Genomic DNA, 25,649 nt, shown 5'->3' with positions numbered 1-25,649 from the left:
TTCGCTGAGTTTCAGGTGTGTGCATGAGATCACCTATCATAATCTAAATTGTCTCTTTCAAAAGAAAATTTTACTCCTTCTAGCACGCTTAGATTCCCACATTGGATATACACTTCTTACACACAAGCTCCGGCTAAAAGTCAATGTAATTTAGATAATTTACATTCAGTTAAAGTAATGCTTTAACTTTTATCTAAAAATGCCCTCTCATCTCTGAACATCGATCGCTCCTTCAGCCATCAAACTCGATCGTCTAGCTTTAGGGGAGTGTTTAGGTAAATACGTATTAATAAAAGTAATTAACAGTCTATTTAATAAGCTTGTGGATCTGTAGGTGAAGTTGGCTCATTGGCCTAGTGAACTTGGCAACTGTGCCAAAGTTGGAAGAATAGGGCTGATAGGTTACATACCACGACTATTCTAGCGACGATCGTGCGTGAGCTAGCCTCAGTACCAGAGCCATTGCTATTACAAGTATTGAATTTACTCAATCGGCTAAAAGAAGACTTCAACAAGCCTTTACCTGATAACTTCTGGTTAGGTGAAGCCGAGTGAGGGCATTCTCTTTATCTTTCTACATTTCAATCCCAAATCAGAGATAAATCGAACATAAATCCCGGCAGCACATCATTTCCATTTAGTTGCTGAGGATTGTCAAGAACCTGTCTCATTTGATTCGTTTTATAAATTTCTACTTGCCGGTCTTGAGGATTGATTAGCCATCCTAAGCGTAATCCATTATTGATGTACTCCTGCATCTTTTGTTGCAGTAGCTCCAGCGCATCACTCTCAGAGCGCAACTCAATCACAAAATCGGGACAAAGGGGGGGGAACTTTTTTTGTTGCTCTGGTGTGAGTTGATTCCACCGCTCCTGCATCACCCAGGCTACATCAGGTGATCGATTAGCTCCATTTGGAAGTTTGAAGCAAGTAGAAGAACTGAATACCTTACCGAGTTGGGTGCGGCGATTCCAATACACCAAATCTCCAATTAAGTCTGCCTCACGGCTGCCTCCTTCTCCTCCAACTGGCGTCACGATAACTAATTCTCCCTGGGAAGTCCGTTCAAATTTTAGGTCACGGTGGTTTTGGCACAGTTGATAAAATTGGTCATCGCTTAGGTCAACAAAGGGTTTGAGATCCAAAATAATTGCAGCCATCTCAGCAACCTACCATCATGATTCAAGGCTGTTTCTATTAGCTCTATCTTTACATGCATTCTCAAGAAACTTTACTTCCGATCGCCCCGTCATCATTTCAAACACACTGTCACAAAGCTGAGCACATCTGCTTTCATGGCGTAACCATCCGTTCACTCATCTCAGCGCGATCGAACTGAATGGGGCGTTGCTAAACAGAAGTATGATGATGGCGCTAAAACAAGCCTGCGATCGAGCGAACATCAATATTCCCTATCCAATCCGCACCGTGTATTGGTACGACCAGGGAAAATTTGTCGATCCGGCCTCTATAGCGATTGATGGGCGGACGGGTGCAAAGACAAGCCCAGATGAAAAATTTAATCGAATGTATCATTCTGCTGCGTTTTTCTAAGTTTCTTTTGCTTTCGCAAGCTTTTGTAAAATTAGGTGCTTTTGGTCGTGGCTTGTTTCAAAATTGCTGAGAATCATTATTAATAGTGTAGGATGATTATTGCCGTTCTTGCTTGTATTGACTCAAGCCTATACTAGTCTTTGAGCAGCAAAGCTTTGCAAGTTCAGCAACCATGCAGACTGTTCCCAGCAAGCTTGTTGATGATAGAGGCTGCAATCTGAATGATTCTTAAGAAAGATTTTAAAGTGGATATTTCAAAGATGCATCTAAGTCCATTCTCATTGATGTTCCTGCCTCGATCGATGCCATATGTTGGGCCGTGTACCAAGGTGGTGTTGGCCGCCAGCCTACTGACTCTGCTTGGTGGTTTGAGCCGTCAATCTTTGACCCTGGGCGCACCAGCCATCCCACCGGAACCGTTCATCACTGCGGAAGATCCCAGGACTGAAGCTGTCAGCCGTAGTATCGATCAGGCGACTAGTCGTCAATTGGTCGGTGATTTTGCCGATCGAGTCGTTGTTGCCACCTACGAAGAGCTAGTGGTTCGATCAGAGGAACTAGTGGCAACTGTCAATGCCTTTATCAGCAATCCCACCGATCAAACCCTGCAAGCTGCCCGCGAGTCTTGGATCACTGCTCGTTTTCCGTGGGAACAGAGCGAGGCTTTTGCCTTTGGCCCAGCAGACTCTCTGGGATACGATGGTGCTCTAGATGATTGGCCGGTGAACGAAGCAGATGTTCTGGCAGTAATCAATAGTGAAGAAGAGTTAACACCTGAATACATCGCTACGTTGCAAACCACACAACAGGGCTTTCACGCCATTGAATTCATTCTATTTGGAGTCGAAAACGACAAAACAGTCGATGATTTCTCGGAACGGGAACTAGCATATCTGCAAGCAGCGACGATCGCCTTTGATCAGACCGCCAAAGCACTCTTACAAAGTTGGGTAACGGGAATAGATGGCAATCCGCCGTATCGTCAGGTCCTAGCGACAGCCGGCGACAGCAGTAACCCTGCTTATTTAACAGCCAATGCAGCAGTGGAAGAAATTGTGCAGGGAATGTTGGGTTGCTTAGACGAAGTTGCCAACGAGAAGATCGGTGAACCACTGGAAACAAAGGATACAGTCACTTTAGAAAGCCGCTTCAGTCAAACCACCTTAAATGATTTGCATAACAACCTTCTGAGTGTAAGAAATGCTTATCTTGGCAGCATTTCTGCTTCGGATACGGGCTATAGTTTGAGTGCATGGGTGGCAGAACAAAATCCTGCTTTAGATGACCAAATTAAACGCGAGTTAGAAGCGGCGATCGATGCGGTAGCGGCGATTCCAGGGCCGGTCGAGACAAACCTTGAAGAGGCTGACACCATTGCTCAGATGGAAGCGGCTCAAGCCGCCATTTTGCAAGTTTTTAACACGCTGCAATCTGAGGTACTCCCCCAGGTGCAGGCAGGATAGGAGCGTTGGGGTGTGCATGCAAGATGACCATCATCAAAGGTATGGGACGGCGATCGGCTGGGGCTAGGCAGATTCGTTTGATACTGCTGTTTGGGATCGCGCTGATCGCTGGTATTTTCTTATCCAATGGACTGTTCTCCGCTGGCTTCTCCCCTGGGTTCGATCGCGGGTTTGTTGTCCAAGCCCAAACTTCAATCCCTATGGCTGGAGGAACCACCACCGTTTCAAATCGCAGTTCTAGCGCTTACGAGCAGCCCTCAGCCGGATTAAGCGCCGCTGAAGTGAATCGCCATCTCAAAGGTGATCTGGCATTCGAGGCAGTGTTTGTCACCGCCCCAGCCCCACTTAATTCAGGGTTAGGGCCGTTGTTTAACAATGCTTCTTGCGCAGGATGCCACTTGCGCAATGGGCGCGGCCTACCGCAACCAGGGCAATTGCTTGCCCGTGTTAGTTTGCCAGCCATTGAAGCATCCAGTTCCGATGCACCTGGAATGCCGATCGCCAACTATCATCCCGAAGCAACGGTCGATCTAGAAAGTACCCCGCCGGTTCCTGGCTTGGGCACGCAAATTCAAGATCACGGAGTCTATGGGCAGGCTCCAGAGGCAACGGTAGACCTTCAGTGGCAGGAACAGACAGGACAGTATGGCGATGGTACTCCTTATCGGCTCCGATCACCGCAACCTCGCATTACCTTGCGAGACGGCAGTCCATTGCCACCGTCAGTGCAGGTGTCGTTGCGGTTGCCGCCGCCTGTTTTTGGACTTGGGCTGTTAGAAGCCGTTCCTGACACGGACATTTTGGCGTTGGCAGACCCAGAAGACAGAAATCAGGATGGGATTTCAGGTCGCCCCAATCAAGTTTGGGATGTGGTTCAGCAGACCACTGCCTTGGGACGGTTTGGCTTAAAGGCAAATCAACCCAACCTGCTGCAACAATCGGCAGCCGCCTATGTCAACGATATGGGAATTACCAATCCGTTGTTTCCCAACCCAGACGGTTCCAGCGACATCGATCGCACTACCCTCGACCAGGCCACATTCTATGTACAAACACTTGCGGTTCCGGGCCGCACCTTGCTCGACGATCCCGAGGTGCAGCGGGGCGAAATGTTATTTACTGTTGCTAACTGCGCCGCGTGCCATGTATCGGAATTACGAACAGGCAATCACCCCATTCCAGTGCTGACGAATCAAGTAATTCACCCGTACACCGATTTGCTGCTACACGATTTAGGAGATGGATTAGCTGATCATCGATCGGATTTTCAAGCAACTGGCACAGAATGGCGAACTTCTCCGTTGTGGGGAATTGGTTTAACGCAAACTGTATTGCCTTACTCTAGTTACCTACACGATGGTCGCGCCCGCACCCTTGAGGAAGCCATTCTTTGGCACAGCGGTGAAGCAGAAGCCTCCAAAGAAGCATTTAGAACTATGTCCGCTGCCGATCGCGCTGCTCTGATCCGGTTTTTGCGATCGCTGTGAAGGTATCAGCATCAAGAATGCATCAACTGAACGCCATGTGCAATTAGTTGTGTAGTCCAAATACCCAAATCTGGGTCAGAAATGGCCTGCCGCAATTGCTGTTGCAGGTGATAGGCCTGTTCAGCGGTTTCTACCAGTGCAAACACCGTTGAGCCAGAGCCAGACATCATCACGCCCAGTGGGTAAAACTGCATCAGGGTTTGTTTCAGATGAGCGACGGAAGGATAAGCGGGAAATACCACACGCTCTAGATCGTTATGCAACAACTGCCCGATGCAATGATTATCGTGCTGCATAATGGCTTCTACAATCGCCCGCGCATGAACTCGCCGCGATCGATCCAGTAAGGTGGACGGATCAGTGACATAGGAATCATGAAACTGTTGGCGATAGGTTTTGTACGCCCAAGCAGTGGACACCCCAATGCTGTGATACTTTGCCAGCACGGCATGAAGGCGATCGAGGCTGGGCAAAGGAGCTAGTTTCTCTCCGCGTCCGGTGGCAATGGCAGTGCCGCCTGTGACACAAAAGGGAATATCCGATCCCAGTTGCGCCGCTAACTCTTGAATTTCTGTTTGCGTCAGCCCCAGTTTCCAGAGCAAGTCCACCCCTACCAGTACTGCTGCCGCATCCGTAGAGCCGCCAGCCAGCCCTGCTCCCATCGGAATGTGCTTGTGCAGAGTGATATCCACGCCGCCGTAGCGGTTGTAAGCGTCTGGAAACTGAGTTGCCATCAGCGCCGCTGCTCGATAGGCCAGGTTGCTGTCATCGGCTGGCACTTGCGGATCATCGCAGTGAACTCGGATTTGATCGGTGCCGTTGGCGCGCAAATCAATTCGGTCGGCTAAGGCAATGCTTTGCAGAATCATTGCCAATTCATGATAACCGTCGGGACGATCGCCAATAATTTCCAGATAGAGATTAATTTTGGCAGGCGCAAGGAGCGAATAGGATTGCATACAGGCGTCAGGGTGGCGATAAAAACGGCTGCAACCAGTCTAAGCGGTGGCCGTCGCTTTTTTGTAGGCAGCCCAACCGCCATAGTCAGAGATATCGAGCCAGTTATACTGCTCCACTAGCTCCTGTGGATAGAGAAACGCCGTCGCCACCTCATTGCCCTCTAACTTCACCTCAGCCGGATACATATGCGGCGGTTCATTGGTTGCCAAATATTCAAACTGCTCTGGCGTCAGCTCATAGATTTCACCCGGAATTGAAATGCCACCCGTTTCGACTTGGTAGATTGCTGGATGCCAGCCATTTTCCGCCGCATGAAGCCGGTAGAGCGGTAGCGTTTTCGTTTCCTTAATAAAGATTGCAGATTGCAAATTTTGGTGATCGGGCTGACCGCGCAATGCTGACCCACAAATGAACACGCGATGCATGAATGTCGCTCCTTCCTGACTAGTGGCAAACTTGATCTCAGAAATTTAATTTTAGAACTAAAGAATAATCAATTTTCATCCCCAATTCCGTCCGACTGACACTCACGGCAAAGCCCAGCCCCCAAGCCCTAGTCTCCTGCCTCTGAATCGCCGATCGCCACATGCAAATTCTTCACTTCTTGAATCACTCTGGCTTTGCTGGCGATCAGGTGCGATCGAATTGCATCCACGGATGCCACTACATCCCGTTGGGCTATGGCAGTAAAAATCTGGCGATGTTCTAACCGGATTTCCAACACCCTGGGGTTGTGGCGAGTGGTTTGCACCCGCAGCAGGGTCATTTGGTCGAACACTTGTTCCAGCAACGTCACCAACCAGCGATTTTGCGAACTTTCCGCGATCGTATGGTGAAACTGGTAATCCAAATCCAACAGATAGGAACTGGAGCGGGGCGATCGAGCGGATTGGGCCCAAGGTTGGGTTTGGAGATGCTCAGCTTGTGATACCAAGTCTTCAAGCCGTCGCAGTTGCAAGGCGGTGGCATTTTGACAAGCTGCTTCAACTGACAACTGTTCTAGGGCAATACGACAATCATACAACTGAGCCACATCGGCGATCGAGATTGTGGTGACTCGCAAGCTTCCGTTTGCATCGGCTGTCACTAAATTATCCCGTTGCAGTTGTCGAATGGCTTCACGAATAGGGGTGCGGCTGACTTGAAGCTGTTCGGCCAGTTGAGTTTCTACTAGTCGTGCTCCTGGTTCTAAATCTCCAGTGAGAATACTAGTGCGCAGGGCATCATAGGTTTGCTCATATAGAGATTTACTTCGCTGAATTGAGTTGAGAGATATGGACAAGGCGTAGCCTCCGTCAACAATGAACCGTGTTCTCGGGGATGGGCGCTGGGATAATGGGCAGCTAGAAAAAGCTGATCCCCTTCAGACTGCTAGGATCACCATGCTATATCGATTCATGCATCCTCGCCCTCCCTCACACCCTCCCTAATTCATTAAATGTGCTAGCGGTAGGATTGAATACAATAATTTTGGTTAAGCTTGTATACAGTATACAAAATCATAGATAGGGAGTGTTCAAGGATGACCGTTTTAACAAAAAAGCTGACCATCAATGGCGATCGGCTTAATGCTAACATCGATCGCCTAGCGAAGGTGGGGAAGTTGGAGAATGGTGATATTTGTCGGTTGGCCTTCACGCCCGCAGATTTGCAAGCGCGCTATCTAGTGCAGCAGTGGATGAGCGAAGCCGGAATGACGGTGCGCATTGACGCTGCTGGAAATGTGATTGGGCGCTATTCTGGCCGAGTCGAAGATGCACCTGCTTTGGCTACCGGATCGCATATCGATACCGTGCCGTCGGGTGGTCCCTATGATGGCGTATTAGGTGTACTGGCAGGGATTGAGATGGTGCGAACCCTGCACGAACAACATCTTCATCTAGATCACCCGATCGAGGTCATTGTGTTTACTGACGAAGAGAGCAGTATGATTGGCTGTCAGGCAATGGCTGGTACAGCCCTGCTGCAAGCGCCCGATCGTTATCGCCCCAAAATTGGCGGATCGATCGAAGCCCATCTGGAAACAATTGGCGGCAATTGGGATGCTCTAGCAACCGCAAAACGCACCAAGCGCGACATGGCCGCCTTTGTGGAATTGCACGTCGAACAGGGGGCAGTGTTGGAACAATTCGAGATGGCGATCGGGGTGGTGCAAGGCGTGGTAGGAATGCGGCGACACTCCATCACCATCCTTGGACAAGAAAACCATGCCGGAACTACTCCGATGACTGCTCGCCAAGATGCGCTGGTGGCTGCCGCCCAGGTGATCCTAGCTGTACAGCAAATGGCCCTGCGTCAACCGAGCCAACCAGTCGCCACCGTTGGATTTTTGAATGTCTCGCCCAACGCGGCCAACATTGTGCCCGGTCGAGTAGACCTGATGGTGGATATGCGCGATCTGTCCGAAGCCTGCCTCAACGAGATGGAACAGCAATTGGCAGATACCCTTCAGTCGATCGCCCAAGCTACCCATACCGACATCAGCATAGCTCCAGTGCTGTGCGTTGATCCGACCCCCGCTGCTTTGCTCATTCAAGAAACGATCGCTCAGGTTTGCCAAGACTCAGGGTTGGGCTACTGCTCATTACCCAGCCGGGCAGGACATGACGCGATGGAAATGGGACGGTTTACAGACATGGGTATGATTTTTGTGCCGAGCCAGAACGGACTCAGCCACTCTGGTCAAGAATATACATCGCCTGAGCAATGCACCCAAGGAGCCAATGTTTTGCTGCAAACCTTTCTGCAACTCGATCGACTCTATCCGCTGTAAGGATCAAGGTTGTAGACAAGTTGTAGACAAATAGTCAAATTCGGGAAAGATAGCGTAAAGGCCACTATCGAGAGATAGACTACAAAAATCCTAATGAAATGTGATTTTGAATACAATCTATCCCTCCAAAAAGATTTGTACTGAATCCTATCGGTTTTCTAGTTAGCCCCCTAGCGACTGTTTTCAAGTCACCATCCGGGTTGCACTCTGTTGTCTAGGTTGTCTAGTTCTCCGCGATGCGCCTCCACCCACCCGTGATTCATCATCGCCATGTGTCATCATTTCCTAGCTTGACGGTTTTCCTATGACTTTACCTGTCTCTGCTTCAACGTCAAAACTGTCATCGACTCCCATTGGCAGCATCCAAGAAGAACTATCCTCGCATACCGCCGGGGTGACTCTGCGCTCGGTGACAAAACAGTATGGCTCCTTTACGGCGGTTGAAGATATCAATTTGGAGATTCCAGCCGGATCTTATACTTGTTTGTTGGGACCAAGTGGCTGTGGCAAAACGACGACACTGCGCATGATTGCTGGCCATGAAGAAATTACAAGGGGGGATTTATTCATTGGCGATCGACGGGTAAATGATTTACCACCAGCGCAGCGCAACACCTCGATGATGTTTCAAAGCTATGCGTTGTTTCCCCACAAAACCGTGTGGCAGAACATCGATTTTGGGCTACGCATGAAAAACGTGCCCAAGGAAGAACGCACTCGTCGTGTAGCGGAGATTCTGGAAGTAGTAGGGCTGATAAAGTTTGCCGATCGCAAACCCAACCAACTCAGCGGTGGACAACAGCAGCGGGTCGCCTTGGCCAGGGCACTCGTCACTCGCCCCCAGGTATTATTGCTTGACGAACCGCTCAGCGCTTTGGATGAAAATTTGCGGGTGAGAACGCGCACCGAGTTGCGGCGATTGCAGAAAGAGTTTGGCATGACTTTTATTCAAGTCACACACGGACAAGACGAAGCCTTTGCTCTTTCAGATCAAATCGTGGTCATGGATCACGGCCGCATTGACCAAATCGGCACCCCTGATCAAATCTTCAACACACCAGCCTCTCGCTTTGTGGCCCGCTTTGTTGGAGATAACAACATCTTTGTGGGCAAGGTAGCAAGTGTAGCCGCCGCTCACACGGGTGCCATTATTGAACTGGAAGTCGATCGCCTTGGCACCTTTCTCTGTCGCGGTCAAGCGGCTGATGTGGGTATGACCGCCGCCTGTTGTGTGCGCAGCGATTGCATGACCCTGTGGCCCTATCCTCCCAGCAACCCGTCTGCCCCCAATCAATTAACAGCTCGGGTTGTGGCGATCGAATTCACTGGATATGTGACTCGTGTTTCCCTATTAGCCGAAGCCACTGGCGAAGAGATTGTTTACAAAATTCGCACCCACGACTGGCTCACCCAAGCCGCAAACGAAGGACAACTCGTTACTCTGAGTTGGGACACCGAAAACTGTATCTTTTTACCACATTAGGTGAGGAGGGTAATGGATGATGGGTAATCGGTAATAGGTGATAGGTTATGACTGATTACCACTACCAATTACCCATTACTAATTACCCATTACTAATTACCCATTACCAATTCCTCCCCACCCCTCTCTATCACTTACCTGAATACCCCTATGACTAGACTTTCTCGCCGCAAACTGATGAAGACCGGATTAGCTGCGGGTGCTGCCTTTACCGTAGCCCGCTGCGCTAGCGGAACAAATACCGCCCAAACCAATGCCCCTAGCGGCACACCGAATAATCCTGCGACTGGCCCAGAAGTTAATACTAATCAAATCAAAGATGTAACGCTGCGGTTTATTGGCACAGGCGTGTCTCAAATTAACGAAATTCGCGACAAAGCCCAAGAAGATTTGGGCTTCAAGCTGCAAATGCGGGCGCTGAGCACTGAGGAAAATAACCAGATTGCCATTTCCCAGCCGGGACAATACGACATTTTTGACGGTGAATTTTTCAGTTTGCCGCTAGTGGTGCCATCCGGTAATTTGCAGGCGATCGATGTCAGCAAAATCACCGAATTTGACAAAATTGTGCCAATCTTCACTCAAGGCAAGTTTGACGGTACTCCGGTGGAAACCTCACAAGGAACCTATCCTTTTAAGGTGATGTATTTGACCGACCAAAATTCGACCGAATTTGCCACCGAACCTACTAACTGGGCCACGCTACTGCCGTTCCAGTACAACGCTGACACCTTGGGCTATCGTCCAGATTTGGTCAACCGCAAAATTGAAAGCTGGGCAGAATTGTTCAATCCCGAGTTTAAAGGCAAAACCTCGATTCTCGATATTCCGTCGATCGGCATCATGGACGCAGCAATGGTAGCGGAAGCATCAGGATTGATGAAGTTCGGCGACAAGGGCAATATGACCCGCGAAGAGATTGATCAGATTACCGATTTATTGAAGGAACAGAAACGAGCCGGACAATTCCGAGCTTTTTGGAAAACCTTTGATGAATCGGTGAACTTGATGTCGTCGGGCGAAGTAGTGCTGCAATCGATGTGGTCGCCTGCGGTGACGGCGGTAAAGTCACAAGGAATTCAGTGCATCTACGCACCGATGAAAGAAGGCTATCGTGGGTGGGGCGGCGGCATTGGACTGTCGAAGAATCTTTCGGGAATTAATTTGGATGCAGCCTACGAGTACATGAACTGGATGCTAGACGGTTGGGTGGGTGCCTTCTTGGGACGGCAAGGCTACTACAGCGCGGTGCCGGAAAACGCTAAGAAGTTCATGTCGCAAGCCGAGTATGATTTCTGGTATGAAGGCAAACCCGCCGCCGAAGACATGATCGATCCGTTTGGCAAGAAGCTGGAGTCAGCAGGAGCCGTGCGCGATGGCGGTTCGTTTAAAGAACGCATGGGTAATGTGGTGGTTTGGAACTCCACAATGGACGAACAGCAATACCTTGTGCAAAAGTGGAACGAGTTTGTGGCTTCTTAGAGGCAATTTAATCTGTACTGGTGAAGCATTTGGGAGTCAGTTTTGACCACACATTGGGAGGTTCTCTTCTGAATGTTTCGCTCCTACCCAACTATGAATCATCCTCTCAAAGCATTCACCCCCTATTTCTTGGCAACACCGCAGACGCTGGTATTTCTATTATTCCTGGTGTTGCCTATTCTCATGATTTTTATTGTCAGCTTTTGGCAATTCACGGGCTATTCGATGGTTCCGGCCTTTTCGCTGGACAATTACACATCTATCTTTACGTCAGAAGTTACTCTCAGAACATATCTCAATACATTCAAATATGTTGCCCTAGTTTGGTTCTTTTGTTTAGCGATCGCCTTCCCCGTATCTTACTTTCTTGCGTTCTATGTGAAGAACTCAACCTGGCAAATTATTCTGTTTTTGATTTGCACGGTTCCGTTCTGGACATCGAATATTATTCGGATGATTTCCTGGATTCCGCTATTGGGTCGAGAAGGATTAGTGAATCAGCTTCTGCTAGGTCTCAATCTCGTTGATCAGCCTGTAGATTGGTTGCTCTATTCTGATTTCGCGGTGGTGTTGGGCATGGTGCATCTGTATAACTTTTTTATGATTGCGCCCATCTTCAACAGCTTGATGCGGATCGATCGCACCTTGATTACCGCCGCGCAAGACATGGGCGCGTCCGGGTGGCAAATTTTGCAAGAAATTATTTTGCCCTTGGCGGCTCCAGGGATTGCGATCGGCTCGATTTTTGTGGTGACGCTGGTGATGGGCGAATTCGTTACGGTGCGGTTGATGGGCGGCGGACAATCGGCCTCGATCGGGAAATTAATTCAAACCCAGATTGGCAGTTTGCAATACCCCTTAGCTGCCGCCAATGCCGTGATTTTGTTGGTGGTGACGCTACTACTAGTCGTGGGGATTTTGCGCGTGGTTGATATTCGCAAAGAGCTATAGGAGCCATGAAAAAACGCCCATTGTCTTTCTATGCTTTAGCTGCCTTTTTTGGGCTATTTGTGCTGTTTCTCTACGGCCCCATGATTACAATTTTTATGCTGTCGCTTCAGGGACCCGAAGGTACCCTCACTTTTCCTATGCGTGGCTTCAGCTTCTATTGGTTGGGGCAGGTGTTTCAAGAACAGCGCGTTGGCAACTTTGTCGATGCCTTTCAACGATCGCTTGTGCTGGGGGTGCTGATCATGTTGCTGTCAATTACCGTTAGTGTATTGGCAGGGCTGGCCTTCCGCCATCGCTTCAAAGGATCGGGCGCAATTTTTTACCTGACGATCGCTAGCCTGATTGTGCCCAGCGTTTTGGTGTCATTAGGCATCGGCATTACCTTTCAAGTGTTGGGGCTGCAAACCGAATGGTTCACCTCTGGATTAGGTGCACACCTCACCTGGACTGTGCCCTTTGCCTTTTTGATCATGCTGGGAATTTTTAATCGCTTCAATCCATCCTGCGAAGAAGCAGCACGAGACTTGGGAGCCAACGATTTCAAAACCTTTTGGGAAATTGTCTTCCCTCTTATTTTTGCCAGCTTGCTGGGCGTGGGTATTTTAACCTTCACCTTGTCCTACGACGAATTTACTCGTACTTCGTTGGTGTCTGGACAGTACAATACGCTGCCGCTAGAAATCTTCGGTATGACCACCAACGTTACTTCGCCGGCTCTGTATGCCCTGGGAACCCTAACCACCCTATTTTCCTTTAGTATGATTGCGATCGCCTTTTTCGCGTTTCAATTCATCTCCAAACAGCAACGCCAGTAAATTCCCCTAATCTATCTTGGTAGCTGACATCAGATCATGTCGGACCACCATAGAAAACAGTAGTGGTTCAATTTGCACACTGTCCAGAATTCCCCAACCTGTTGGGTAGATTCTGATAGTCTTTGAGCAGTACATCGAGCAGACTCAAGGACGGACTCACGGTGTCTCAGACCCTTCATCGTTTACTTCGTAGGCCCAAATATACGCTGTGTTGTACCTTGTGCGGAGCAGAGTACGATCCCGATCCCTTCCGCCTCCACTGTGACGCCGAGCACGAACCGGCCTTACTGCGAGCGGTGTATCGATCGAAAAAGCTGGAGGTGAAAGAACAGCTTCCCGGTTTGTTTCGCTATATGGATTGGCTACCCGTTGAGCAAACTCTCAACGTAGCTGGCAAGCCCATTACCTATGAAAGCCACAATCTTGCCCGGTACTTAGGTCTCAGCCAGCTTTACATCAGCTTCAATGGGTACTGGCCCGATCGCCAAGCCGAATTGTACACCTGTTCGTTTAAAGAATTAGAAGCGCCCTCGGTCTTAGCAAGAATCCCTTCTCACCATCCCCGCACCTTGGTTATTGCTTCTGCCGGAAACACAGGTCGTGCCTTTGCTACCGTCTGTTCCGACCAAGGACTCCCTCTTTGCTTGGTCATCCCTGGGCAAAACCTATCGGCGATCTGGTCTAGGTACCGCTTCCAGCCCAACGTTCGCTTGGTAGTCGTCAGTGGCAATGGTGATTATTCTGATGCGATTGCCCTCGGAAAGATGATTAGCCAATTAGATCAGTATTTCCCAGAAGGAGGAGCCGCCAACGTTGCCCGCCGCGATGGCATGGGATTGACAGTCTTAGATGCCGCTGTGAGCTTGGGTCGCATTCCCGATCATTATTTTCAAGCCGTCGGATCGGGCACCGGTGGAATTTCTGCCTGGGAAGCCAATCTGCGCCTACTGGAAGACGGGCGATTTGGCAGCAACCGCATGAAATTACATCTGGCGCAAAATGCCCCCTTTACCCCAATGGTTGAAGCTTGGAACGCCAAGAGTCGAGATCTCCCCCCCATGCATCAAAACCGAGCCAAAGCACAAATTAACCGCGTGGCCGCCAAAGTGTTAACCAATCGCCAGCCTGCCTATTCGATTGCAGGTGGATTGTATGAAGCCTTGCTGGAGACCGATGGCCAAATGTATGGCGTCACCAACCGCGAAGCCGAACGAGCCAGAGTATTGTTTGAAGAACTAGAAGGAATTGACATTTGCCCGGCCTCTGGCGTTGCCACAGCCGCTCTGCTTCAAGCGGTGAAAGCCGGGAACCTCGATCGCCGGGACTGCATCTTACTCAATATTACTGGAGGAGGAGCCAAGCGGATGCAACAAGACTATCCGTTGCAGACCCTTCAGCCTGCAATCGCATTCGCGCCCCATGAGATTCAACCAGAGATTGTCCTCGAACACTTCGAACAAGATCAACGCAATCCGATCTTGCTCAGCGCTAACGACCTGGAAGCCGTGTAAGGCGCGGAAAGGTGTGGACTTGAGCGTCCCAACCCTTTGCTCATAGTATCATTTCTCACACCATCTTTCCAGCCATAGTCCAGCCCTCGGTATGATAGTCATTTGCTCACTTGTTTCCCACTCCCTACTCCTCACGTCCTGATTCCCATATCTTGATGCAGCAATGGTAAACCTAGTTCTATCTGCCTTGTCCGTTGTCGCTTCCCAATCGAAAGCCAAGTTTTTGCATCGCCTTGACCAGATTGAAGCCACCCAAGAAACATTTCTGCGATCGCTGCTGCAAGCTTATCAGAATACAGCGTTTGGGCAAGAGTATCGGATTGGTGAGATTAAAACCATTGATCAATTTCGCGATCGACTGCCTGTACAGCCTTACAGTGCCTTTGATCCCTACACCCAGCGTATGGCCAAAGGGGAGCCGAACATCTTGACGCCCGATCCGGTAATTTACATTAATCTCAGCAGTGGTTCCACCGGGCACAAAAAGCTGATTCCTGTCACGAAACGATCGCGTCGGTTTGTTTCTAGAGCCAATCAAGCTGCTCTCGGGTTTCTGGTAGGTGCAGCGCGGCGATCGGGACGACCACTCGGCAAAATGTTGCTTCCTCTGTCGGTCAAACCGTTGGGCTACACTGAAAGCGGCATTGCCTATGCTCCAGTTAGCACTAGCGATCTACGGTTGGGAAATTGGTTCTATCGCCAAATTTTCACCTATCCGTTTGAAGCAGTGCAAATTTCCGACACAAAAACGCGGTACTATATTTGCCTTTTATTTGCCCTGCGCAATGCCGATCTGCGCGTGATTGCAGCCACCTTTCCCGTATTAGCGCTGCAACTGTGCGAACATTTGGAAGCCAACGCCGACGAACTGATTCAAGATTTGGAAACAGGCGAAATGGCTCACTGGCTGAAACTGGAACCAGAATTGCGCTTCAAACTAGAACAACAGTGGTCGGCGGCTCCCGATCGCGCTGACTATTTGCGTCAGGTACTTCACAGCCACGGACGACTGTTACCCAAATATGCTTGGCCGGATCTGTCCTTTATGGTGACAGCGCGGGGTGGCACCTCAAATTTCTACTTCGATCGCTTCCCTGAATTTTTTGGCGATACTCCCATTTTTGGTGGCACCTACGCCTGTGCTGAAGGAGTGTTAGGCGTGCATCGCGATTTCAACACCGACAGCGTATTTCCGGCGATCGACAGTGGATTCTTTGAATTCATTCCCGAAGATCAGTGGGAAGTCAAATATCCAAAAACGTTGTTGCCGTGGGAAGTGCAGGTGGGCAAGCGCTATCGTCTGGTGTTTAGCAACTATGCTGGCTTCTATCGCTATGACTTAGGCGATGTCGTCGAAATTGATGGCATGGTTGGGCGGGCACCGCTGATGATTTTTCGGCACCGTCGAGGTGGCGTTCTATCAGCTTCCACCGAAAAGACTAGCGAGTTTCATGTAACTCAAACCATGCAAATGTTGCAGCAGGCGTTTAATGTAACACTGGAGAATTTCTGCATCACCCTATCTGACGACGCGATTCCTCCCCATTATTTGGTCAACATTGAATTAGCCCCTGGAGAAACGCTATCGCAGCCAGACCTGTTCTTGCAAAAGTTTGACGATATTCTCCAAGAGGTTCATGCTTTCTATGCCATCAAACGGCGCGATCAAATTCCTCAACCACGCCTCCGCATTTTAGAATCGGGCAGTTTTGCCCGGCTACGGTATCATTTGATTCAAAACGGCATGGCCGAGTCGCAGCTAAAATTTCCTCATGTCAGCGAAGATCGCCAGTTCCTCAACGACTTACCGATCGTCCAAGAGGTGCGTTTAGCGGGCGATTGCTGATCAGGTCTTGAGTTTGTTTGATTCTCTCTCACTTCAAGAGGATATTTGAACCGGATCAATAATGGCTCAAACTGCAATGGCTCAAACTGCCCTCTTTCTCTCCCACAAGAGCATGGGTTGGGGGATGGGGGCGCAAAAGTTGTGATGTTTCAACAACCTCTAACGCTTGCAGTCAATCTCTCAAGCTTGAATCATCACTTCTGTTGGGTAACTTCGATTTGACTTCGATTACAGTGGTGATTGTGGTTTCGCCATCCAAAGTCAGGTACAGGAATGCGGATCGGAAAATATAAAAAGCTATTGACCGCGCTGTTGTTTGCGGTTGTGCTGTATGTCGGTCTTGCACTGGCGTTACAGGCGATCGGACTAGACAACGCTCAAGCCTTCATTGAGCAGACCGGATGGTGGGCGCCGGCTATTTTTATTTTGTTGTGTGCTGTCAGTTTGATTTTGGCTCCATTAAGCGGCAGTTCGCTGTTTGTAGTGGGAGGCGCACTCTTCGGCAAAGAGTTGGCTTGGTTGCTGAGTTGGACAGCGTCGATCGTCGGCTGTAGTATCAATTTCTGGATTTCTCGAACCTTTGGTCGTCGAGTGGTCAGTCGATTTGTGGGTGAGGGCAACTTGGATGAACTCGATCGGTTTACCCAGCAATTGCGCGGGCATCGAGATATTTTAGGCATGTTGGTGATTATGCCGCTATCGCAGGATATTGTCAGCTATGCCGTTGGGCTTACACGAATTCCCTTTGCTCGGTTTTTGATTGCGCTGATTATTAGTGCCGCCGCAATTGTCGCAGCTTATATTTATTTGGGTACCAGCATTCTAGAAGCCCTGATTCAAGGTGGAGAATGAGACACAGGCTGATCCGCGCTTCGAGGGGGGCAGACAATCGCTATCTATACTTCTTTGCGCAACGATGAGATATCCCACGCCCGATCGACTTCTGGTGTAATGTTTCCACGAGTATCCGATCGTAAAATTTGCTCGAGTTCTTCGGACAATTGACGCGATCGAGCAATCAGAACGGTTTCATCGTCGGTTAGATGAGCCATTTGCTGCACAGCTTGCTCGTCGTGGCGTTTGAAGGTACGAGCCGCTCGATGGGCGCGGTGGGCGCGAATACCCAACAGTTTCAGGGCTTCTACCCCTAATTCCAACGCGGAATCGAAAGTTTCTCGTTGTACAATATCCACGCCATGTCGAATTAGTTCATAGGCATGTTGCCGATCGATGGCCCGCGCTAGAATTTTCAAGTGGGGAAAATGTTTGCGAACCAAGTTGACGGTTTCCAGGATTTTTTCTCGCTCGTCGATGGCAATCACAAACAGTTTGGCTTGGTTGGCTCCGGCCGATCGCAGCAATTCGACACGAGACGGATCGCCATAAAACACCTTCCAACCAAACCGGCGCAGCAGATCAATTTGTCCGGCATTGTGATCCAGGACAGTAATTTTAAAACCATTGGCAATCAGTAATCGCCCCACAATTTGCCCAAATCGTCCAAACCCAGCAATGATCACCGGATTTTCGTTCTCGTCAATCTCATCAGGGTCGCGATCGCTGTTTTCTCCAGAGAAGCGGGGTTGAATCACAGTTTCGTACAGAATCATGCATACAGGTGACAGCAACATCGACAGGGCTACCACCGCCACCACAATTCCCGCTGTAGACTGTGGTAACACATTGCTTTGGGCGGCGAACGACGACAGCACGAAGGAAAATTCATCCCCCTGCACCAGCGCAAAGGCAAACAGTAGACTGTGGCTGAGGGCCAACTTAAAAAACTGTCCCAGCCCAAACAGAACAGTGCATTTCAGCACGGCCACAGCCAGCACCAATCCCAAGATCAGCAGCGGCTGCTGAAGAATCAAATTAAAGTCAATACTGGCTCCCACTGAGATGAAAAACAGCCCCAACAATAAGCTTTGGAAAGGTTCGATCGTACTTAGCAGTTCGTGACGATATTCACTTTCAGCCAAGACCACACCCCCGATAAACGTACCCAACGCTGGCGACAATCCCACCTGTTGAGTAGCGAGCGTAATTCCAATCACCAACAGCAAGGCAGTTGCGGTAAAAATCTCGCGCAGTTGGGTATCGGCAATGAAGCGAAACACCGGCCGCAGTAAAAACCGCCCACCCAGCACAATGCCACCCACCGTGCCAATGACCAGAAGCGTTTGTTGCCAACCTGCTAGCCCACTGGTTTGGGTCGAATCGGCGGCACTTGGCTCCATGGCCAACAGCGGCAACACAGCCAGAATCGGAATCACAGCCACCGCTTGAAACAACAACACCGAAAAGGCTGCTTGTCCACCTTCGGTTTTCAGAAGCCCGCGCTCATTCAAGGTTTGTAGCCCGATCGCCGTTGAAGATAACGGTAAGATTAGCCCGATCGCCAGCGCCATTTGCCACGGCAAGCCGATCAGGATGCCAATCACCGTCAGGAGGGTTGTGGTCATAGCCACCTGCAACCCGCCTAACCCCACAATTGGAACGCGCAGTCGCCACAGCAAAGCGGGCTGTAGCTCTAGCCCCACCAAAAACAACATCATCACCACGCCAAACTCGGCAAATTGCATGACATCGCCGCTGCGGGCACGTCCTACAAACCCCAAGACAAACGGGCCGATGATCACTCCCGCAATTAAATAGCCCAACACCGACCCTAACCCCAATCGCTTGGCGATCGGTACAGACAGCACCGCTGCCACCAAATACACAAACGCTTGAAAGAAAAAATCGTCAGGTTGCATGGGCAGATTCCTGTTGAATAATTTGCAGCAGGTCTTCATTCAAGCGACGACATTGACTGATTCTGTCCCAACGGATGGTGTTATCGCGCAGGGCCAGAATCACGCGATGGTAGTCTTCAGCGTGCTTGTCAATGTCCTGTGTACCTTCTAGCCTGTGTGTACCATGCACGATAAACGGAGGCAAATAGTCCATCCCACACAAATGGGCTGTTTGCTCGAACGGGGCCAATAGTTGCCGAACGCTGAAGCGGTTATAACCCTTTTGGCAATAGCTTTGTTCACTGCCACCGGCGGTGATTGCCGAAAGCATTTTCTTGCCGCGTAGCGCCACCCCCTCATGCCCATAGGCAAATCCGTGCTCTAGTACCAAATCTTGCCACTCCTTCAGTAACGCCGGACTGCTGTACCAGTAGAAGGGATGTTGGAACACAATAATATCGTGCGTTAGCAAAAGATTCTGTTCATCTTTCACCTGAATTTGAAAATCAGGATAGGTTTCGTAGAGATCGTGAATGGTGACGGAGTCTAGCCCAGTCACAGCTTGTAGCAAACGCCGATTGACCCGTGATTTTTCCAAAGCCGGGTGAGCAAACAAAATCAAGATCCGGTTCGGAGTGTCCATAAATTCAAAAGATTTGACAGTTTATCGATAGGACAGGCTTCAGCGTCACTCGTCTTTTCAGCACTATACCGCTCTAGGTATCCTGGCGATCGATCTCCGTTCACTAAACCTCGACTGCAATGGCTTGAGGGATGAGCCTAGACAGTGTCTCCCCTCCGCAAGGCGGTGCTTAGAGACTCACCTTATCTCCCAGGCACAGCGTTTTTCCAGCTTCCGAGGCAGGCACGATCGTATTCACAGTCAGCCGATAAAAATGGTTGAATCGTGAAGGAGTTGTCCAAGTTGGTAACGTGGCTCGCCGTTGGGACACAAACTGTTTTTGAAAATTGGGGTACGCTTCACCAGTTAAAGCATCGCGGGTGACAACTACACAACGTTGGCAAGGGTGATTGCCAAGGAATGTCACCGAACCAATCTGAAACGCCACCTGTTGACCGACATCACCGAATAGCTGATCCTCCCAAAAGGGCGGTACATCGGCAATTTCTAAGTTCGTGCGAAATCGCTGTCTGACTGCTTCTAAGCTTAAGTCTGGAAACCAGTTGGCGATCGTTTCCAATGTACCCAGACTCACCACCGTTGGACCAGAAGCATCGGTATCGTCCGGGAAGCCCTGGTGCAGATTTTGCTGAAGCGTGACCGGGAAGCCCAAAAAATCGCTGAACCAAACTTCGAGAGCTAACCGATCGGCATCCAAATGAAAGGTTTCAGCCGGACGATCGCGATCTTGAATCCGGAGCGTCACCGTTCTGGCAGCCAACTCATAGATCGATCGCAGCGTGTGAATTTTTGCAGTGCGTTTCCCGTTCACTACCCGTCCCTGTGGATCAAACAAGACAAATTCGCGATCGTGGGCCAGCGCGCCTCCTGGCAGAATAGTGGCTTCTGTGACTTCCACCCCATCGAGCGACTTGATTGGGTAGATGAGAAGTTTGGAAAGGTGGGGCATGGGCAAAGAGGAAGGAGGAGGGAGCAAGGATAAAAAATATACAAGAATAAAAAATAAGAATAAAAAATATAATCTTAAGACCCGTATTGAACAAAGCCATTGGGCAGAGCGGAGCCGCAACCCGATTGCCTCATGCGGTAACAGCTAGCCGTAACTCACGATAAACTCGCTGTAAATCTGCGAGTTGGTAATGAGCATTCAGGCCGCTGGGATTGGGCAACACCCAGACGATCGCTCCAGCCACAGCGCTGTCTTGTTTCCCCATCGTCGCTTTTGGTTGGGCAAAGGCGGTGCGGTAGGCGCTGATACCCAGAATTGCTAGGCAACGCGGCTGATAGTGCTGTACCTTTGCAACGAGTGCTTGATGCCCATTCACCAGTTCCGCCGATGTTAATTCGCCGGCTTTGGCGGTGGCGCGATCAACAAGATTGGTTAGCCCATACCCAAATTTCAGCAGGTCTTGATCGTCGAACGGAGAGAGGAGGCGATCGGTGAAACCTGCTCCGTGCAATGTTTTCCAAAAGCGATTACCTGGACGCGCAAAGTGATGATTGACGGCAGCGCTGTAAAGGCTGGGATTAATGCCACAGAACAATACCTGCAAATGAGGGGCAATGATGTCAGGAACCGTGCGCCCAAAGGCCGCCTGAATTTCAGCATTTGTGGGCTTACGCATCATCGTCTGGGAGCCTAGTATCCAATCTTCATCACGTTCGCGGGTCAGGCGAGTTGAACGCTGTCATCGAAAGGCTCTCGGCAAAGTACCTACCTTAGCTCACTGCAAACCCGCGCTGTAATTGTCGATCGCGAATAGCTTGCAAACTACCTGTAGGAATGGCAGCAATCAGTTGTTGAGTATAGGCTTGCTGCGGCTCACGGTAGATACGCTCGGCCGGACCAATTTCCTCAATCTTGCCTCGGTTCATCACCATGATTCGATCGCTCATGAACTTGACGACGCTCAGATCATGGGAAATGAAAATGTAGGTGAGATTGAATTCGTCTTGTAGTTCCTTCAGCAAGTTCAATACCTGCGCCTGCACCGACACATCCAAAGCAGAAACCGATTCATCGCAAATGATGAACTTGGGATTAAGCGCCAGGGCCCGGGCAATGCAGATCCGCTGCCGTTGCCCACCAGAAAATTCGTGGGGATAGCGATTGCTGCAACTGGGATCAATGCCCACCCGATCGAGCAAGTACGAAACGCGCTCCAGCCGTGCCCGGCGATTGCCGCCGCAGTTGTGAATTCTCAGCGGTTCCATAATAGCTTCCCCGATCGTCATCCGAGGATCAAGCGAACTGAAGGGATCTTGAAAGATGATTTGCATTTCGCGTCGCAGTTTCCGCAACTGATGGCGGTTGAGACAACAAACATCGACGCCCTCAAACACAATTCGTCCCCTAGCAGGCTTATTCAGCCGTAGTAAGGTGCGCACCAAAGTCGATTTACCACAGCCCGACTCGCCCACCAGCCCCAAGGTTTCGCCCGGATAAACCTCAAATGAGACTCCATTCACCGCCATAATATAGCGTTGGGTTTGTCCAAACATGCCGCGCACCGGGTAGCTTACCTGCAAATCCTCCACGGTAAGAATGGGCGATCTTTCAAGCTCAACTGGGTGGTTTGAATCTTGCGTCGGATGAATGGGCGAATGCAGAGAAGGACTCTGATGTAGTTCTGTCGGCTGTAGTTCTGTCGGCAGTCGGTTTTCCGCTAAATTGTCAGCTTGATAGTTTGCCACACCTCCATAAGGCTGAGTAGATTGCCCGATCGAACCGTTGCCAATCCTATGCGTGCTCACAGCATCGGTTGGGTCAATAGACTCATCCGCGTGGCTACTGAAGGCTTGTTCGAGGGTCAACGGCTTTTCTTGAATGACCAATTCCCCGTCAGGAGTGGTGGTGACAGACATAAAATCTGACACCGTAGGCAGGTACTTCAATGGCCGATCTGGCTGGGGACGGCAAGCTAGCAAGCCCTTGGTATAGGGATGTTGAGGATTGGAGAAAATATCCCAAACCGAGCCGTATTCCACAATTTTGCCCTTATACATCACCGCCACCCAATCGGCAATTTCGGCAATGATCCCCAAATCATGAGTAATAAACATCATGGACATGCCGCGTCGATCGCGCAGTTCTCGCAGCAGATCCAAAATTTTGGACTGTACCGTCACATCCAGTGCCGTCGTCGGTTCATCAGCAATCAACAGTGATGGATTCGAGCAAATGGCCATCGCAATCATCACCCGCTGAATCTGCCCGCCCGATAGCTCGTGGGGATAGCGATCCAAAATCGCGTGTTTGTGCTGCCCTATCTGTCTGGCCAAGTCGCGATCGGGCAACACAGCATCGGGATTGGTTTTGCGCCACTGTTCCAAACAGTGCTCTTGCAGTTCGGCATCGCTGGGTAACAGCTTTACTTCTTGCAGTAAATTGATGGCTCGACGCCGGGCTTCCGCCGGAGCGATCGTCGGTTCGTGTTGACGAATCGCTTCGATGATCTGGAAGCCACAGGTATAGACCGGATTCAGTGAACTCAGCGGTTCCTGAAAAATCATGGCCACTTGTCCGCCGCGGTATTGCTGCATTTGCGGCTTCGACAAGCGCAGCAAATCAACAGGCTGTGTGTCTGTGTCACGGGATTGAAACCAAATTTCGCCACCTGTGACGCGCCCCGGATAGGGAATTAATCCCATCACCGCCAGCGATGTCACCGATTTACCCGAGCCAGACTCGCCTACAATTCCCAGCGTTTGCCCGCGTTGTACCTGAAAGGAGATGGTGTCAACAGCGTTGATCACACATTCGCTGGTTTGGAATTCTACCTGGAGGTTACGAACATCAAGGATGGTGTCGTTCATGGATTAACGCAATGTCGAAGCTTAGATTTACGATTTTAGGCTGTTTTTCCAGGTGGATGCTGAAGTCTTAAGGATTGTGGAGTCGCTGTACTGAAACAATAGACGCAGTTAGAGAAACGGAGTTGCTAAATTTAACTAACTAAATTTAACGAAGATGTCCCTAAGCCATCCAACTTTAATAAGCTTGTCAGGAACTTCACGATTCATCGCTCTGCTCAGCAATGCCAGAGAAATTTGCTGCAAGTCGTCAAAGAAACTTACGCTGGATTTTAGCAGCCTTGGCACCGCTATTGTGTAATCGTTGACAGGTTTTGTAGATCTATCTCGTAGATCTATCTCGCTTAATATCATGCGCAATTGCTAGGCGATCGAGCGATAATTCCGACACCACAATTAGCGACTGAGCCACCGATTGCCTAGCCCATCAGCGGTCGGTACACCCGATAATTGACGTTGGGAAAAATATTGTCGATCGCTTCGACTTTTTCTAGCCAACCAGCATCAATCTTGTCCTGGTTAATGTCTTCCCAAAGTTTGTTGAAGCGCTGTAAGTGCGATCGGGTGCGGCGTACTGCGTAAGGAACCATTGTGCCGGTTCGCATAATAAACGCCCAGTCAGAAGATTGAGCCAACAGCAATTCCCTGGCGGCTTGGTTGAGGGCGCGCCACTCTAGCTCATCTTCTGCCTCCCGACAGGAAAGAGTAATCATGCGCTCGGCTGCTTTGTGCAAGTGCGGGTAGATCCAGGCGTTAGTTTCGTTGAGCCAATATTCATGAAATCCGCGAAAGCCCCAGCTAGACTGGGCTGGTCGGCAGACCTGTTGCGTTGGATGTTTCCGCAAATAATCAGCCAGATGCGTCATCTCATAGGTGTTTTGATCAAACCAGGTCTTGCGGAATAGGTAATCGATGAACCACGGCCCTTCATACCACCAGTGCCCAAACAGTTCGGCATCATAGGGCGACACGATGATTGGCGGGCGTTGCATGATTTGGTAAAGATGCTCCACCTGCCGCTCGCGGTTAAACATGAAATTACCCGCATGTTCAGCGGCCTTTTCGCGGGCCCAATGCGGATCATAATATTCCTTCTCGCTTAGCCCCAAGCCGCGGCCCGTAATTTTGTGATACTTGATGCCTGTATTCTTGCGCTGACCATTGGGCATAATGTAGGGCTTGATGAACTCATAATCAGCATCCCAGCCAAGATCGCGGTAAAACTCTCGATATTCGGGTGCACCTGGATACCCCACTTCCGACGACCAGACCTGTTGGGATGATTCGTGATCGCGACCAAACACTGCGACCCCTGTCTCAGTGAAGATAGGGGCATAGGTGCCAAAGCGGGGCCGAGGTCGCGCATAGAGAATACCGTGTCCATCGGTGAGAAAATACCGCAACCCGGCATCCGCAATCATGCGTTCTAGTCCGTCATAATAAGCACATTCAGGCAGCCAAATGCCCTTAGGCGGCTGGCCAAAGTTTTCTTCATAATGTTCACAAGCAACTTGGATTTGGGCCCAAACAGCCTGCGGGTACATTTTCATTAAGGGAAAGTATCCATGCGTGGCTCCGCAGGTAATAATTTCCAAATTGTTGCTGTCTAAAAATTGCTTGAATGCGGCCACTAAATCGCCGTTATACCGCTCCCAAGTTTCTCTGACCTTGCTAAACTCAGTGGCATAAAATTCCCCTAAGTAACGGAGGTGACCATGATGAACGTTGTGTTCAATTTCCTTTTCGATCAGTTCTTGAAGCTTGGCTAAATGCTGATCATACCGTTCTTGTAACAGCGGATCGCGCAGCATGGACACTAACGGCGGGGTCAGGCTCATGGTCATCTTAAAGTCAACCCCATCCCGCTTCAGCCCCTCAAAGAGGGTAAGCAAGGGAATGTAAGTTTCTGTGATTGCCTCAAACAGCCATTCCTCTTCTAATACATAATCGCTTTCTGGATGCCGAACAAAGGGCAGATGGGCGTGAAGAACGAGGGCAAGGTATCCAAGGCTCATAGGTCAGAGAAAAATTGCAGGCTGAGAGTGGGCAAACTAACGAAGTCAAGACACAAGACAACCAATGCCAAGATTGTAAAGCAAAAATTAAGCAAAACAAGTGATGCACTAAATTGAG

Annotated in this window: 21 protein-coding genes; 11 read left to right on the top strand and 10 right to left on the bottom strand. The window is 49.9% G+C overall.

All coding sequences use genetic code 11. The features are described 5' to 3' along the window. Nucleotides 1-581: 581 nt before the first annotated feature. On the bottom strand, nucleotides 582-1,160 hold the full coding sequence (locus tag OXH18_RS20750; RefSeq protein WP_268609368.1) for a Uma2 family endonuclease: 579 nt from the start codon (nucleotides 1,158-1,160) through the stop codon (nucleotides 582-584). Between the two features lie 202 nt (nucleotides 1,161-1,362). Between OXH18_RS20750 and OXH18_RS20745 the strand changes: the two genes are divergently transcribed. The 3 genes from OXH18_RS20745 to OXH18_RS20735 all read left to right on the top strand — a co-directional run bounded on the left by OXH18_RS20745 (nucleotide 1,363) and on the right by OXH18_RS20735 (nucleotide 4,504). Next, the gene (locus OXH18_RS20745; RefSeq protein ID WP_268609367.1) at nucleotides 1,363-1,554 is read left to right on the top strand and encodes a hypothetical protein; all 192 of its coding nucleotides are present in this window, start codon (nucleotides 1,363-1,365) and stop codon (nucleotides 1,552-1,554) included. 260 nt (nucleotides 1,555-1,814) lie between these two features. Continuing rightward, on the top strand, nucleotides 1,815-3,017 hold the full coding sequence (locus OXH18_RS20740; RefSeq protein WP_268609366.1) for an imelysin family protein: 1,203 nt from the start codon (nucleotides 1,815-1,817) through the stop codon (nucleotides 3,015-3,017). A 23-nt stretch (nucleotides 3,018-3,040) separates the two neighbouring features. Continuing rightward, entirely contained in the window at nucleotides 3,041-4,504 is a 1,464-nt protein-coding gene (locus tag OXH18_RS20735; RefSeq protein WP_268609365.1) for a di-heme oxidoreductase family protein, read from the top strand. An 11-nt stretch (nucleotides 4,505-4,515) separates the two neighbouring features. Here the strand turns inward: OXH18_RS20735 and ispE are convergent, their stop codons facing one another. The 3 genes from ispE to OXH18_RS20720 all read right to left on the bottom strand — a co-directional run bounded on the left by ispE (nucleotide 4,516) and on the right by OXH18_RS20720 (nucleotide 6,746). Further along, complete coding sequence (ispE, locus tag OXH18_RS20730) at nucleotides 4,516-5,463, bottom strand: 4-(cytidine 5'-diphospho)-2-C-methyl-D-erythritol kinase (protein WP_268609364.1); 948 nt, start codon at nucleotides 5,461-5,463, stop codon at nucleotides 4,516-4,518. 39 nt (nucleotides 5,464-5,502) lie between these two features. Next, entirely contained in the window at nucleotides 5,503-5,889 is a 387-nt protein-coding gene (locus OXH18_RS20725; protein ID WP_268609363.1) for an allophanate hydrolase-related protein, read from the bottom strand. 128 nt (nucleotides 5,890-6,017) lie between these two features. Further along, nucleotides 6,018-6,746: a GntR family transcriptional regulator gene (locus OXH18_RS20720; RefSeq protein ID WP_290428421.1), complete on the bottom strand. Its 729-nt coding sequence runs from the start codon at nucleotides 6,744-6,746 to the stop codon at nucleotides 6,018-6,020. 240 nt (nucleotides 6,747-6,986) lie between these two features. Between OXH18_RS20720 and OXH18_RS20715 the strand changes: the two genes are divergently transcribed. From OXH18_RS20715 to OXH18_RS20680, 8 genes are all read left to right on the top strand, one after another. Next, entirely contained in the window at nucleotides 6,987-8,237 is a 1,251-nt protein-coding gene (locus tag OXH18_RS20715) for a Zn-dependent hydrolase (RefSeq protein ID WP_268609362.1), read from the top strand. Nucleotides 8,238-8,541: 304 nt separating this feature from the next. Then, nucleotides 8,542-9,720, top strand: a complete 1,179-nt coding sequence (locus OXH18_RS20710) for an ABC transporter ATP-binding protein (protein WP_268609361.1) — start codon at nucleotides 8,542-8,544, stop codon at nucleotides 9,718-9,720. Between the two features lie 150 nt (nucleotides 9,721-9,870). Continuing rightward, on the top strand, nucleotides 9,871-11,202 hold the full coding sequence (locus tag OXH18_RS20705) for an ABC transporter substrate-binding protein (protein WP_268609360.1): 1,332 nt from the start codon (nucleotides 9,871-9,873) through the stop codon (nucleotides 11,200-11,202). A 93-nt stretch (nucleotides 11,203-11,295) separates the two neighbouring features. Then, entirely contained in the window at nucleotides 11,296-12,153 is an 858-nt protein-coding gene (locus OXH18_RS20700; protein WP_268609359.1) for an ABC transporter permease, read from the top strand. A 5-nt stretch (nucleotides 12,154-12,158) separates the two neighbouring features. Next, the gene (locus tag OXH18_RS20695) at nucleotides 12,159-12,968 is read left to right on the top strand and encodes an ABC transporter permease (RefSeq protein WP_268609358.1); all 810 of its coding nucleotides are present in this window, start codon (nucleotides 12,159-12,161) and stop codon (nucleotides 12,966-12,968) included. 161 nt (nucleotides 12,969-13,129) lie between these two features. Beyond that, nucleotides 13,130-14,479 (top strand): cysteate synthase, encoded by a 1,350-nt coding sequence (locus tag OXH18_RS20690; RefSeq protein ID WP_268609357.1) that lies wholly within the window; start codon nucleotides 13,130-13,132, stop codon nucleotides 14,477-14,479. Between the two features lie 163 nt (nucleotides 14,480-14,642). Continuing rightward, entirely contained in the window at nucleotides 14,643-16,325 is a 1,683-nt protein-coding gene (locus OXH18_RS20685) for a GH3 auxin-responsive promoter family protein (RefSeq protein ID WP_268609356.1), read from the top strand. A 273-nt stretch (nucleotides 16,326-16,598) separates the two neighbouring features. Next, a complete protein-coding gene (locus OXH18_RS20680) occupies nucleotides 16,599-17,177 on the top strand; it encodes a TVP38/TMEM64 family protein (protein ID WP_268609355.1) in 579 nt (192 codons plus the stop codon). 44 nt (nucleotides 17,178-17,221) lie between these two features. On the opposite strand, the gene OXH18_RS20675 is transcribed toward OXH18_RS20680, so the two are convergent. The 6 genes from OXH18_RS20675 to OXH18_RS20650 form a co-directional block, all read right to left on the bottom strand. Continuing rightward, nucleotides 17,222-19,081 (bottom strand): monovalent cation:proton antiporter-2 (CPA2) family protein, encoded by a 1,860-nt coding sequence (locus OXH18_RS20675; protein ID WP_268609354.1) that lies wholly within the window; start codon nucleotides 19,079-19,081, stop codon nucleotides 17,222-17,224. Beyond that, the gene (kefF, locus tag OXH18_RS20670; protein ID WP_268609353.1) at nucleotides 19,071-19,703 is read right to left on the bottom strand and encodes a glutathione-regulated potassium-efflux system oxidoreductase KefF; all 633 of its coding nucleotides are present in this window, start codon (nucleotides 19,701-19,703) and stop codon (nucleotides 19,071-19,073) included. The genes OXH18_RS20675 and kefF overlap by 11 nt, the downstream gene beginning before the upstream one ends. 169 nt (nucleotides 19,704-19,872) lie before the next feature. After that, the gene (locus tag OXH18_RS20665; protein ID WP_268609352.1) at nucleotides 19,873-20,652 is read right to left on the bottom strand and encodes an MOSC domain-containing protein; all 780 of its coding nucleotides are present in this window, start codon (nucleotides 20,650-20,652) and stop codon (nucleotides 19,873-19,875) included. A gap of 130 nt (nucleotides 20,653-20,782) precedes the next feature. Beyond that, nucleotides 20,783-21,331, bottom strand: coding sequence for a G/U mismatch-specific DNA glycosylase (gene mug / locus OXH18_RS20660; protein WP_268609351.1), 549 nt, complete (start codon nucleotides 21,329-21,331; stop codon nucleotides 20,783-20,785). A gap of 91 nt (nucleotides 21,332-21,422) precedes the next feature. Next, nucleotides 21,423-23,519, bottom strand: coding sequence for an ABC transporter ATP-binding protein (locus OXH18_RS20655; protein WP_268609350.1), 2,097 nt, complete (start codon nucleotides 23,517-23,519; stop codon nucleotides 21,423-21,425). 416 nt (nucleotides 23,520-23,935) lie between these two features. Continuing rightward, nucleotides 23,936-25,531, bottom strand: a complete 1,596-nt coding sequence (locus OXH18_RS20650; RefSeq protein ID WP_268609349.1) for a glycoside hydrolase family 57 protein — start codon at nucleotides 25,529-25,531, stop codon at nucleotides 23,936-23,938. Nucleotides 25,532-25,649: the final 118 nt, after the last annotated feature.

Origin of the sequence: Thermocoleostomius sinensis A174, assembly GCF_026802175.1 — a bacterium.
In the GTDB taxonomy this organism is placed as follows: domain Bacteria; phylum Cyanobacteriota; class Cyanobacteriia; order Elainellales; family Elainellaceae; genus Thermocoleostomius; species Thermocoleostomius sinensis.
The sequence above is the reverse complement of the archived record's forward strand: the minus strand, read 5'-3'. Positions and strand labels throughout refer to the sequence as shown.